This is a genomic window from Pseudomonas sp. NFX98, from assembly GCF_047784845.1.
Classification (GTDB): domain Bacteria; phylum Pseudomonadota; class Gammaproteobacteria; order Pseudomonadales; family Pseudomonadaceae; genus Aquipseudomonas.
On record NZ_JBLNNF010000021.1, the window covers coordinates 25,433 to 37,499 of the forward strand.

12 protein-coding genes are annotated in these 12,067 nt (G+C 60.0%); 9 read left to right on the plus strand and 3 right to left on the minus strand.

Annotation, left to right across the window (positions count from 1 at the left end):
• Positions 1-42 precede the first annotated feature (42 nt).
• Positions 43-804, plus strand: coding sequence for a sulfite exporter TauE/SafE family protein (locus tag ACM110_RS24775; RefSeq protein ID WP_416129827.1), 762 nt, complete (start codon positions 43-45; stop codon positions 802-804).
• 115 nt (positions 805-919) lie between these two features.
• Here ACM110_RS24775 and ACM110_RS24780 read toward each other — a convergent pair whose 3' ends face one another.
• Genes ACM110_RS24780 through ACM110_RS24790 form a run of 3 tightly spaced genes read right to left on the minus strand, consistent with a single transcriptional unit; the run spans position 920 to position 3,299 of the window.
• On the minus strand, positions 920-1,312 hold the full coding sequence (locus ACM110_RS24780) for a DNA polymerase III subunit chi (protein WP_416129828.1): 393 nt from the start codon (positions 1,310-1,312) through the stop codon (positions 920-922).
• 8 nt (positions 1,313-1,320) lie between these two features.
• Positions 1,321-1,749 (minus strand): DNA polymerase III subunit chi, encoded by a 429-nt coding sequence (locus tag ACM110_RS24785; RefSeq protein WP_338584908.1) that lies wholly within the window; start codon positions 1,747-1,749, stop codon positions 1,321-1,323.
• Between the two features lie 59 nt (positions 1,750-1,808).
• Positions 1,809-3,299 carry a leucyl aminopeptidase gene (locus ACM110_RS24790; RefSeq protein ID WP_416129887.1) on the minus strand — a complete coding sequence of 497 codons (1,491 nt, stop codon included), beginning with the start codon at positions 3,297-3,299 and terminating at the stop codon, positions 1,809-1,811.
• A gap of 309 nt (positions 3,300-3,608) precedes the next feature.
• On the opposite strand from ACM110_RS24790, the gene lptF reads away from it, so the two are divergent.
• The 8 genes from lptF to pdxJ all read left to right on the plus strand — a co-directional run bounded on the left by lptF (position 3,609) and on the right by pdxJ (position 11,989).
• Positions 3,609-4,727, plus strand: coding sequence for an LPS export ABC transporter permease LptF (gene lptF, locus ACM110_RS24795; protein ID WP_338584910.1), 1,119 nt, complete (start codon positions 3,609-3,611; stop codon positions 4,725-4,727).
• On the plus strand, positions 4,720-5,781 hold the full coding sequence (gene lptG / locus ACM110_RS24800; RefSeq protein WP_416129829.1) for an LPS export ABC transporter permease LptG: 1,062 nt from the start codon (positions 4,720-4,722) through the stop codon (positions 5,779-5,781). The genes lptF and lptG overlap by 8 nt, the downstream gene beginning before the upstream one ends.
• A gap of 171 nt (positions 5,782-5,952) precedes the next feature.
• Positions 5,953-7,752, plus strand: coding sequence for a translation elongation factor 4 (gene lepA, locus ACM110_RS24805; RefSeq protein WP_150701956.1), 1,800 nt, complete (start codon positions 5,953-5,955; stop codon positions 7,750-7,752).
• A 5-nt stretch (positions 7,753-7,757) separates the two neighbouring features.
• The gene (gene lepB / locus ACM110_RS24810) at positions 7,758-8,612 is read left to right on the plus strand and encodes a signal peptidase I (RefSeq protein WP_338584913.1); all 855 of its coding nucleotides are present in this window, start codon (positions 7,758-7,760) and stop codon (positions 8,610-8,612) included.
• A gap of 184 nt (positions 8,613-8,796) precedes the next feature.
• Positions 8,797-9,486 carry a ribonuclease III gene (gene rnc / locus ACM110_RS24815; protein WP_338584914.1) on the plus strand — a complete coding sequence of 230 codons (690 nt, stop codon included), beginning with the start codon at positions 8,797-8,799 and terminating at the stop codon, positions 9,484-9,486.
• Complete coding sequence (era, locus tag ACM110_RS24820; protein ID WP_008056597.1) at positions 9,479-10,381, plus strand: GTPase Era; 903 nt, start codon at positions 9,479-9,481, stop codon at positions 10,379-10,381. Before rnc ends, era begins: the two co-directional genes overlap by 8 nt.
• Positions 10,382-10,502: 121 nt before the next feature.
• Positions 10,503-11,192: a DNA repair protein RecO gene (gene recO, locus ACM110_RS24825; protein WP_416129830.1), complete on the plus strand. Its 690-nt coding sequence runs from the start codon at positions 10,503-10,505 to the stop codon at positions 11,190-11,192.
• Positions 11,193-11,242: 50 nt separating this feature from the next.
• Positions 11,243-11,989 carry a pyridoxine 5'-phosphate synthase gene (pdxJ, locus tag ACM110_RS24830; protein WP_416129831.1) on the plus strand — a complete coding sequence of 249 codons (747 nt, stop codon included), beginning with the start codon at positions 11,243-11,245 and terminating at the stop codon, positions 11,987-11,989.
• Positions 11,990-12,067: the final 78 nt, after the last annotated feature.

Sequence of the window (12,067 nt, forward strand, 5' to 3'; positions counted from 1 at the left end):
TGTAAAGTCGGTAGCGCATTCAAGGAAGACGGGGAAGTAGGTGTGCTCGAACTGTTAAACCAATGGCCCTTCAGCGCCACGGACTGGCTGATCATCGGTGCAGGCATCGCCCTGGCCTACATCGTCTTCGGCATCGCCGGCTTCGGCACGGCATTGGTGGCCGGGCCGATTCTGATTCTGTTCATGCCGTTGTCGAAAATCGTCCCGCTGCTGGTGCTGCTGGATTTCGTCGCGGCATTTGGCAATTTGTTGCCCTCGCGGCGTGATGTGGCGAAACCGGAGTTACTGCGGTTGCTGCCGTGCATGGCGGTGGGCTGTACGTTGGGCGTGATTTTCCTGCTGAACCTGAAGTCCGATCTGTTGCTGCTGATGATGGGGGTGTTTATCAGCGCCTATGCGATCTACAGCCTGTGGATAAAAGTCCGTCCGGCGCAGTTGTCCGCCGCGTGGGCGGTGCCGATGGGCACGATAGGCGGGATGTTCGGCGCGTTGTTTGGCAGTGGCGGTTTTTTGTATGCGATCTACCTGAACAGCCGCTTGCCCAAGGACGAAGCGCGGGCGACACAAAGCGCGCTGATCAGTTGCAGCACGGTGGTGCGCTTGAGTCTGTTTGCTGTCGCGGGTGTGTATGCCGAACTGCCGTTGCTGGTGTTGGCGCTGTGCTTGCTGCCGGCCATGGCGCTGGGACTGTGGATAGGCCGACGACTGACCATGCGCTTGTCCCGCGAAGCGTTCGTGCGGTTGGTGACCTGGTTGGTGCTGGCCAGCGGGATCGCCTTGATCGGCCGCTACCTCAGCGCATGACCCCGTCCCGTTCTTCTGTAGGAGCAAGGCTTGCCCGCGATAGCGTCCTCAAGATCGCCATCGCGGGCAAGCCTTGCTCCTACAGAGGGCAGCGTGACGTTTGGCTGTTTCGGCGTCAGTCGTTGTACTGACTCAACAGCCGCTCAAGCCGTGCGCTCAGGCGTCGTTTGATTTCGGTTTCGATGTGCGGCGCGAAGTCGTCGATCACGTCTTGCATGATCAATTGCGCGGCGGCGCGCAGCTCGCTGTCGAGGTACAGCAGCGCGTCGGCGTTCTTGTCGGCGCTCGGTGCCGGTTCGGCGGCAGGCTTGGCCGCAGGTGTTGGTGCGACGGTCGGCGCGGGTTCGCTGACGGTGTCGAACAACATCGGAATCTGTTCCTGGTCTCCGTCTTCGACCGTGTCGGTCAGCAGCGGTGGTTGCAGGTTGTCATCGCCGAGCAATTGGCGGATCGACTCAAGGTCGTCCAGCAGGTGCGCGGACTTTTGCAGCGGTTTTGGAGTGTCCATCGGAATGCTCAGAGTCGCTGTAAACGGTGATCTTGCAGAGGATAGCCCTGTTCGCGGTAGAAACGGAAACTCTCCCGCGCGGCCGCTCGAATCGTCGGATCTTCGACCACCACTTCCGCCACGCGGGCGAAACGTTGGGCAAAGGCCGGTACTTTCAGGTCGAGGTTGACCAGCAAATCCTGATGCTGACCGCAGTCATCGCCAAAACCCAGCACGATCAGGCTGTCCGGTTCGCTTTCAGCAGGGCCGTGGGGCACGAAACTTTCGCCCTTGAACGCCCACAGGCGTGCATCGAGATCATCGCGCTGGGCGGCATCGCTGCAATGCAGGTAGATGCGGTGGCCCATGCGCCAGGCTTTTTCGGTGAGCTTGCAGGCGAAGTCCAGGCGTGCCGAAGGATCGGCGCTGGGCAGGATATAGAAGTCGACTTTGGTCATTGCGGTTCCTGAGCCGAAGCGGCGTCACCCGAAGGAAACGCCGCCCAGGTTCATTGGTTTCAGGCTTTGGCGCGGTCCAGCAGGTATTGGGTCAGCAGGGGAACCGGACGGCCAGTGGCGCCCTTGTCCTTGCCGCCGCTGGTCCAGGCCGTGCCGGCGATGTCCAGGTGCGCCCAGTTCAGGTTCTTGGTGAAGCGCGACAGGAAGCAGGCGGCGGTGATGGTGCCGGCTTTCGGGCCACCGATGTTGGCGATGTCGGCGAACGGGCTGTCCAGCTGCTCTTGGTACTCATCGAACAGCGGCAGTTGCCATGCGCGGTCGTCGGCAGCCTTGCCGGCGGTCAGCAGTTGACCGATCAGCTCGTCGTTGTTGCCCAGCAGGCCGGAAGTATGGGAACCCAAGGCAACCACGCAAGCACCGGTCAGGGTGGCGATGTCGATCACCGCTTGCGGCTTGAAACGCTCGGAGTAGGTCAGGGCGTCGCACAGCACCAGGCGGCCTTCGGCGTCGGTGTTGAGGATTTCCACGGTCTGGCCGCTCATGGTGGTGACGATGTCGCCCGGACGCGAAGCGTTGCCGCTCGGCATGTTCTCGGCGCAGGCCAGGATGCACACCAGGTTGATCGGCAACTTCAGTTCGAGCACGGCACGCAGGGTGCCGAACACGCTGGCGGCGCCACCCATGTCGTACTTCATTTCATCCATGCCGGCGCCCGGTTTCAGGCTGATGCCGCCGGTGTCGAAGGTGATGCCCTTGCCGACCAGCGCGTAAGGCTTCTCGGATTTCTTGCCGCCGTTGTATTGCATGACGATCAGGCGCGGCGGCTGGGCGCTGCCCTGGCCGACGGCGTAGAACGAACCCATGCCGAGTGCCTTGATCTTCTTCTCGTCGAGAACTTCGACTTTCAGATCCTTGAACTCTTTGCCGAGGTTCTTCGCTTGCTCACCGAGGAAAGTCGGGTGGCAGATGTTCGGTGGCAGGTTGCCCAGGTTGCGGGTGAACGCCATGCCGTTGGCGATCGCGGTGGCGTGGGTCACGGCGCGCTGCACTTCAGCCTGGGCGGCCTTGATGGTCAGCAGGGTGATTTTCTTCAGGGCGCGGGGTTCGGCTTTCTGGCTCTTGAACTGGTCGAACTGGTATTCGCCGTCAACCAGGGTTTCGGCCAGCAGACGGGTCTTGCCGTAGCTGTCGCGGCCTTTGACTACGATTTCGTCCAGGGCCAGTACAGCGTCGGTGCCGCCCAAGCCTTTCAAGGTGTTGAGTACGCCGGCGATGATTTTACGGAACGGGCGGTCGCCCAGTTCTTCATCCTTGCCCACGCCCACCAGTAGCACGCGGTCGGCTTTCAGGTTTGGCAGGCTGTGCAACAACAGGCTCTGGCCGACTTTGCCGGCCAGGTCGCCGCGTTTGAGAACGGCGCTGATTGCACCGCCGCTGAGTTCGTCGAGTTGTTTGGCGGCAGCGCCGAGCTTGCGGCCTTCACCGACGGCAACCACCAGCGTGGCGGTCTTCAACGTTTCCGGGTTAACGCTTTTTACAACCAGTTCCATGTCCGGGTCCCTGAATTTGATGGTCAACACGCAAGCGCTCGACGACGTGTGTGCGTCGCTCGCTTATAGATAGAGAGGCGCCGGTCACGACCGGCGACGAAGGCCGCAGTTTGAACCTCGCTACCGGCGCCTGACAACCCTCGGTTGTACGATCTTCAGCGCTTTGACAGCCTGCGTGAGCGTGCGCAGTGACAGGCGCACCCAATCACAGGATAATGCGCCATCTTTTTTCGGCGGCTCTGCCTTGCGGGCTGTCTGATATGTTTGCTTGTTTGGCCGCCTTAGCCTGACAACCCTGGAGTGTCTGGTTTGATCGTCTTCCGTTATCTATCCCGCGAAGTCCTGTTGACCCTGAGTGCCGTGAGCGCCGTGTTGCTGGTCATCATCATGAGCGGACGCTTCATCAAGTACCTCGCCCAAGCAGCTTCGGGCCAACTGGATCCGGGCTCGCTGTTCCTGATCATGGGCTTTCGCCTGCCGGGCTTCCTGCAACTGATCCTGCCGCTGGGCCTGTTTCTCGGGATCCTGCTGGCCTACGGTCGCCTGTACCTCGAAAGCGAAATGACCGTGCTCTCGGCCACCGGCATGAGCCAGCAACGCTTGTTCCGCATGACCTTGTTCCCGGCCACGCTGGTGGCGCTGGTGGTTGCATGGTTGAGCCTGAGCCTGGCGCCACAGGGTGCCAATCAGTTCCAGCTGCTGCTGAACAAGCAAGACGCCCTGACCGAGTTCGATACCCTGGAGCCCGGTCGTTTCCAGGCTCTGCGAGACGGTACGCGGGTGACGTACACCGAACAGTTGTCGGATGACCGCATCAATCTGGGCGGCGTGTTCATTTCGCAGAAGAACGTCAATTCCGACAAGAAGGATCGCGGGATCTCCGTGCTGGTGGCCGAGAAGGGCCGGCAGGAAATCCGCCCTGACGGCAACCGCTACCTGATCCTCGACAACGGCTACCGTTATGACGGTAATCCGGGGCAGGCCGACTATCGTGCGATCAAGTACGAAGAGTACGGCGTACTGCTGCCCAAGCCGGATGTCAGTGACGAAGTGACCGATCGCGATGCAATGACCACTGCGTCCTTGCTGGGTAGCGACGACATCCGTTCGCGCACCGAGCTGCAATGGCGCCTGTCCCTGCCATTGCTGGTGTTCATCGTGACCCTGATGGCGGTGCCGCTGTCGCGGGTCAACCCGCGTCAGGGCCGTTTCCTCAAGCTGCTGCCGGCGATTCTTCTTTATATGGCTTACCTGACCATCCTGATTGCCGCTCGCGGCGCCCTCGAAAAGGGCAAGATTCCGCCGGCGCTGGGCTTGTGGTGGGTGCACGCGATCTTCCTGGTCATTGGCCTGGGCCTGCTCTACTGGGAGCCTCTGCGCTTGAAGATGGCGAGTCGCCGCAGCGCGCTGGAGGTGGCCCGTGGTTAAGCTCGACCGCTACATCGGTAGCAGCGTGTTCATGGCGATCCTCGCGGTACTGGGGATCATTCTCGGGTTGGCGACGCTGTTCGCCTTCATCGATGAGATGAGTGACGCCAGCGATACCTACACGCTGGTTGATATTTTGAGTTACGTGTTGCTGACCGCGCCGCGTCGTCTGTACGACATGCTGCCGATGGCTGCATTGATCGGTTGCCTGATCGGCCTCGGCAGTCTGGCCAGCAACAGCGAACTGACCATCATGCGCGCCGCTGGCGTGTCGATCGGGCGGATTGTCTGGGCGGTCATGAAGCCAATGCTGATCCTGATGGTGGTGGGCGTGTTGATTGGCGAGTACGTCGCGCCGGCAACCGAAAGCACCGCCCAGGCCAACCGTTCGCTGGCCCAGGGCAGTGGCGACGCGCAAAGCGCCAAGCACGGACTGTGGCACCGCCAGGGTGACGAGTTCATCCACGTGAACTCCGTTCAACCCAATGGGATTTTGTATGGTGTGACCCGTTATCGCTTCGACGATCAGCGCCACATGCTGTCTTCGAGCTTCGCCAAGCGCGCGGAGTTCGACAAGGATCACTGGCAGTTGAGCGATGTGACCACCACGGTGTTTCATGAAAAGAGCACTGAAGTGGTCAGCACCCCGGTCGAGCGCTGGGAAGTGGCCTTGAGCCCGCAGTTGCTCAGCACCGTGGTCATGGCGCCTGAATCCCTGTCGATCACCGGCTTGTGGGGCTATATCCACTATCTGGCGGACCAGGGACTGAACAATGGCCGCTACTGGTTGGCGTTTTGGGTCAAGGTATTGCAGCCGCTCGTCACCGCTGCGCTGGTGCTGATGGCGATTTCCTTCATTTTCGGCCCGTTGCGCTCCGTGACCCTTGGTCAGCGGGTATTTACCGGGGTTCTGGTAGGTTTCACCTTCCGCATTGCCCAGGATTTGCTGGGGCCTTCCAGCCTGGTGTTCGGTTTCTCGCCGCTGTTTGCGGTGCTGGTGCCAGCCAGTGTCTGTGCTTTGGCCGGGGTCTGGTTGTTGCGTCGCGCCGGTTGATGGCGGCTGCTTTCTGACCTTGCTGCTGATAAAAAACGCCCCAGTCGCAAGACCGGGGCGTTTTTGTATGCGCCGTCTGACCTGCGAACGTGACGCTTGCGCCGTGGATCAGGTACAATTCCCGGCTATTTTTCGGCGGGCTATGCCTGCAGCCTTTTTGAGTGTTGATCCGTGAGTGATTTGAGTCATATCCGCAATTTCTCCATCATCGCCCACATTGACCATGGCAAGTCGACGCTGGCCGATCGCTTCATCCAGATGTGCGGCGGCCTGGCCGAGCGTGAAATGGAAGCCCAGGTACTGGATTCCATGGACCTTGAGCGTGAGCGCGGGATCACCATCAAGGCTCACAGCGTTACTCTGTATTACAAAGCCAAAGATGGTATCAACTACCAGCTGAACTTCATTGACACCCCCGGCCACGTTGACTTCACCTACGAAGTCAGCCGCTCGCTGGCGGCCTGTGAAGGCGCGCTGCTGGTGGTCGACGCCGGTCAGGGCGTGGAAGCCCAGTCCGTTGCCAACTGCTACACCGCGATCGAGCAGGGCCTGGAAGTGATGCCGGTGCTGAACAAGATCGACCTGCCACAGGCCGATCCGGACCGCGTTAAAGAAGAAATCGAAAAAATCATCGGCATCGATGCCACCGACGCGGTCACTTGCTCTGCCAAGACCGGTCTGGGCGTCGATGAAGTGCTTGAGCGCCTGGTCGCCACCATTCCCGCGCCGACCGGCAATATCGAAGATCCGCTGCAAGCGTTGATCATCGACTCCTGGTTCGACAACTATCTGGGCGTTGTGTCCCTGGTGCGCGTGCGTCACGGCCGCGTGAAGAAGGGCGACAAGATTCTGGTCAAGTCCACCGGCAAGATCCACCTCGTGGACAGCGTCGGTGTGTTCAACCCGAAACACACCGCTACCGTTGACCTGAAGGCCGGTGAAGTAGGCTTCATCATTGCCGGCATCAAGGACATTCACGGTGCGCCGGTGGGTGACACCCTGACCTTGAGTTCAACGCCCGACGTCGACGTGCTGCCAGGTTTCAAACGCATTCAGCCGCAGGTATACGCCGGTCTGTTCCCGGTCAGCTCCGACGACTTCGAAGATTTCCGTGAAGCGCTGCAAAAGCTCACCCTGAACGACTCGTCGCTGCAGTACACCCCGGAAAGCTCCGACGCGCTGGGCTTCGGCTTCCGTTGCGGCTTCCTCGGCATGCTGCACATGGAAATCATCCAGGAGCGCCTGGAGCGCGAGTACGACCTGGACCTGATCACCACCGCGCCGACCGTAATCTTCGAGCTGCTGCTCAAGACCGGCGAGACGATCTACGTCGATAACCCGTCGAAACTGCCGGACCTGTCTTCCATCGAAGACATGCGCGAGCCGATCGTGCGGGCCAACATTCTTGTGCCGCAAGAGCACCTGGGCAACGTCATTACGCTGTGCATCGAAAAACGTGGTGTGCAGGTCGACATGCTGTTCCTCGGCACTCAGGTCCAGGTGACCTACGACCTGCCGATGAACGAAGTGGTGCTGGACTTCTTCGATCGCCTGAAATCCACCAGTCGCGGCTATGCTTCGCTGGACTACCATTTCGATCGTTACCAATCGGCTAGTCTGGTGAAACTGGACGTGCTGATCAACGGCGACAAGGTCGACGCCCTGGCGTTGATCGTGCACCGTGACAACGCGCACTACAAAGGTCGCCAGTTGACCGAGAAGATGAAAGAACTGATTCCGCGGCAGATGTTCGACGTGGCAATCCAGGCCGCCATTGGCGGTCAGATTGTGGCGCGTACAACCGTCAAGGCGCTCAGAAAGAACGTATTGGCCAAATGCTACGGTGGTGACGTCAGCCGTAAGAAGAAGCTGCTGGAAAAGCAAAAGGCCGGTAAAAAACGCATGAAGCAGGTCGGTAACGTGGAAATTCCACAAGAAGCCTTCCTTGCCGTGCTCAGGTTGGATAGTTAGGTCCTATGTCACTAAATTTCCCGCTGTTGCTGGTCATCGCCGTGTTCGTCTGCGGCCTGTTGGCGTTGCTCGATCTGTTGATCCTGGCACCGCGTCGGCGTGCCGCCATCACCTCCTATCAGGGCAGCGTCAGCCAGCCTGACATGGTGGTGGTCGAGAAGCTGAACAAAGAACCGCTGCTGGTTGAATACGGCAAGTCGTTCTTCCCGGTGCTGTTCATCGTGCTGGTGCTGCGTTCGTTCCTGGTGGAGCCGTTCCAGATTCCATCCGGCTCGATGAAACCGACCCTGGATGTCGGCGACTTCATTCTGGTGAGCAAGTTTTCTTACGGGATCCGCCTGCCGGTGATCGACAAGAAAATCATCGAAGTCGGTGAGCCACAACGCGGTGATGTGATGGTGTTCCGTTACCCGAGCGACCCGAATGTCAACTACATTAAACGTGTAGTGGGCCTGCCGGGCGACACGGTACGGTACACCGCCGACAAGCGTCTGTTCGTCAACGGTGAGTCGATTGCCGAGCAACTGGTCGGCTCCGAGCCGGGCACGCTGGGCAGCGCTGAGCTCTACAAGGAAAAACTCGGCATCGCCGAGCACCTGATCCGCAAGGAAATGAGCCGCTACCGCGCAACGCCGGACCGTTCGTGGACCGTGCCGGCCGGGCACTACTTCATGATGGGCGACAACCGCGACAACTCGAACGACAGTCGCTACTGGGATGATCCGAGCATTCCCAAGGACCTGCTGGGCATGGTTCCCGACAAGAATATCGTCGGCAAGGCCTTTGCAGTCTGGATGAGCTGGCCGGAACCCAAACTCAGTCACCTGCCGAATTTCTCGCGGGTTGGCCTGATCAAGTAATCAAACACGGCGCTGTTGAACACAGCGCCGAATGCATTTCTGGAACCGGCACAATCGGCGCCAGACGCATGAAAACAATGATATTCAGGACGTTATTTTTGAACACAGCGTTAATTGTCCCAAGCCTGCGCCGACTCCTGGCGATGGCGGTGGAATCCAACCACGAACTCAGCGTGGGTAAACCGTGAGCGTCTCCCTAAGCCGTCTCGAGCGTCAGCTCGGCTACACCTTCAAGGATCAGGAACTGATGGTCCTGGCCCTGACTCACCGCAGTTTTGCCGGGCGCAACAACGAACGCCTGGAATTCCTCGGTGACGCCATCCTCAACTTCGTTGCCGGCGAGGCGCTGTTCGATCGCTTCCCGCTGGCCCGCGAAGGCCAGTTGTCGCGTTTGCGCGCACGCTTGGTGAAAGGTGAGACCCTGGCCGTACTGGCCCGTGGTTTCGATCTGGGCGATTACCTGCGCCTGGGTTCCGGCGAGTTGAAAAGCGGCGGTTTTCGTCGCGAGTCGATTCTGGCCGATGCTCTTGAAGCGCTGATTGGTGCGATCTATCTCGATGCTGGCATGGAAGTGGCGCGCGAGCGTGTGCTGGCCTGGCTGGCCGGAGAGTTCGAAGGCCTGACGCTGGTCGACACCAACAAAGATCCGAAAACCCGCCTGCAGGAATTCCTGCAGTCCCGTGGTTGCGAACTGCCGCGTTACGAAGTGGTGGATATCCAGGGTGAACCGCATTGCCGGACGTTCTTCGTCGAATGCGAAATCATCTTACTGAATGAAAAAAGCCGAGGTCAGGGTGTGAGTCGTCGTATTGCCGAACAGGTAGCGGCCGCCGCAGCACTGATTGCCCTGGGTGTGGAGAATGGCAATGACTGATACAAACGCAACTCGCTGTGGCTATGTTGCCATCGTCGGCCGTCCCAACGTGGGCAAGTCCACGCTGCTGAACCACATCCTCGGTCAGAAACTGGCAATCACTTCGCGCAAACCGCAAACCACCCGCCACAACATGCTCGGCATCAAGACCGAAGGTGATGTGCAGGCGATCTACGTCGACACCCCCGGCATGCACAAGGGTGGCGAAAAGGCGCTGAATCGCTACATGAACAAGACCGCTTCGGCTGCGTTGAAAGACGTCGACGTGGTGATCTTCGTGGTTGACCGCACCAAGTGGACCGACGAAGACCAGATGGTTCTCGAACGCGTGCAGTACGTGACGGGTCCGCTGATCGTCGCTCTGAACAAGACCGACCGCATCGAAGACAAGGCCGAGCTGATGCCGCACTTGTCGTGGTTGCAGGAACAGCTGCCGAACGCGCAGATCATTCCGATTTCCGCGCAGCACGGGCATAACCTCGATGCTCTGGAACGCGTGATCGCCGATCACCTGCCGGAAAACGATCACTTCTTCCCGGAAGACCAGATCACCGACCGCAGCAGCCGTTTCCTCGCCGCTGAACTGGTGCGTGAAAAAATCATGCGTCAGATGGGCGCCGAGCTGCCGTACCAGATCACCGTCGAAATCGAAGAGTTCAAGCAGCAGGGCAAGACCCTGCACATCCATGCCTTGATCCTCGTCGAGCGTGATGGCCAGAAGAAAATCATCATTGGTGACAAGGGCGAGCGCATCAAGCGCATCGGCACCGAGGCGCGCAAGGACATGGAACTGCTGTTCGACTCCAAGATCATGCTCAACCTGTGGGTCAAGGTTAAGGGTGGCTGGTCCGATGACGAGCGTGCGTTGCGTTCGTTGGGTTATGGCGACTTGTAACAAGGATTTAAAGATCAAAAGATCGCAGCCTTCGGCAGCTCCTACATGAGATTGTGCATACCTGTAGGAGCTGCCGAAGGCTGCGATCTTTTTGTAATCCCTGACAGGTAAATCCGTCTCCATGTCGACCACTGCGCCAATCCCCCAACCCGCTTACGTCCTCCACTCCCGCGCCTACCGCGAAAGCAGCGCGTTGGTGGACTTCCTCACGCCGCAAGGTCGGCTGCGGGCGGTGTTGCGCAGTGCGCGGGGCAAGGCCGGGACGCTGGCGCGGCCGTTCGTGCCGCTGGAAGTGGAGTTTCGTGGGCGTGGCGAGCTGAAAAATGTCGGGCGCATGGAAGCTGCGGGTGTTTCTACCTGGCTCAACGGGGAAGCACTGTTCAGCGGCCTCTATCTCAATGAACTGCTGATTCGCCTGTTGCCCGCCGAAGACCCGCTTCCCGGTGTATTCGATCACTACGCTGCCACATTGCTCGCCCTGGCCGAAGGCCGTCCGCTGGAGCCGTTGCTGCGTTCGTTCGAATGGCGCTTGCTCGATGATCTTGGTTACGGCTTTTCCTTGAATACCGATATCCACGATGCGCCCATCGCGCCGGACGGCCTCTACCGCCTGCAAGTGGATGCAGGGCTGGAGCGGGTCTACCTGCTGCAACCGGGACTGTTCAACGGCACCGAGCTGCTGGCCATGGCCGAAGCGGACTGGAGCGCGCCGGGCGCGTTGTCTGCTGCCAAGCGCCTGATGCGTCAGGCGCTGGCAGTTCACTTGGGCGGTCGCCCTCTGGCCAGTCGCGAGTTGTTTCGCAAGCCGTAGTCTCCCCGTATGCTGTGCACCGAACTTTCTCTTCTTCTGGAGCGCTTTCCGTGACCACCAGCACCCGCATTCTTCTTGGCGTGAACATCGACCACGTTGCCACCCTGCGTCAGGCCCGGGGCACTCGCTACCCGGACCCGGTCAAGGCTGCACTGGATGCGGAAGAGGCGGGCGCCGACGGCATCACCGTGCACCTGCGTGAAGACCGCCGGCACATTCAGGAACGTGATGTTCTGGTGCTCAAGGATGTGCTGCAAACCCGCATGAACTTCGAAATGGGCGTCACCGAAGAGATGATGCAGTTCGCCGAGCGCATCCGCCCGGCACACATTTGCCTGGTGCCGGAAACCCGTCAGGAGCTGACCACCGAAGGCGGTCTGGACGTGGCGGGGCAGGAAGCGCGGATCAAGGCCGCGGTGGAACGCCTGTCGAAGCTCGGCTCTGAAGTGTCGCTGTTCATCGATGCCGACGAGCGGCAGATTGAGGCCTCACGCCGAGTTGGCGCGCCGGCGATTGAACTGCACACCGGTCGTTACGCCGATGCAGAGACGCCGACCGAAGTGGCTGAAGAGCTCAAGCGAGTGGCGGATGGCGTGGCGTTTGGCCTGGCCCAGGGGCTGATCGTCAATGCCGGTCATGGCCTGCACTACCACAACGTTGAGGCCGTGGCGGCGATCAAGGGCATCAATGAGTTGAATATCGGCCATGCGCTGGTGGCCCATGCGCTGTTCGTTGGCTTCAAGTCGGCGGTGTCGGAGATGAAGGCGCTGATTCTGGCGGCTGCACTGAAGGGCTAAGATCAAAAGATCGCAGCCTGCGGCAGCTCCTACAGGTGTACACATGCCCCTGTAGGAGCTGCCGCAGGCTGCGATCTT

What these genes read in the sequence shown, in the direction of transcription:
- ACM110_RS24780 (WP_416129828.1), bottom strand. Translation starts at nt 1,312, where the DNA reads ATGGACACTCCAAAACCGCTGCAAAAGTCCGCGCACCTGCTGGACGAC.
- ACM110_RS24785 (WP_338584908.1), bottom strand. Translation starts at nt 1,749, where the DNA reads ATGACCAAAGTCGACTTCTATATCCTGCCCAGCGCCGATCCTTCGGCA.
- ACM110_RS24790 (WP_416129887.1), bottom strand. Translation starts at nt 3,299, where the DNA reads ATGGAACTGGTTGTAAAAAGCGTTAACCCGGAAACGTTGAAGACCGCC.
- lepB (WP_338584913.1), top strand. Translation starts at nt 7,758, where the DNA reads ATGTCACTAAATTTCCCGCTGTTGCTGGTCATCGCCGTGTTCGTCTGC.
- era (WP_008056597.1), top strand. Translation starts at nt 9,479, where the DNA reads ATGACTGATACAAACGCAACTCGCTGTGGCTATGTTGCCATCGTCGGC.
- recO (WP_416129830.1), top strand. Translation starts at nt 10,503, where the DNA reads ATGTCGACCACTGCGCCAATCCCCCAACCCGCTTACGTCCTCCACTCC.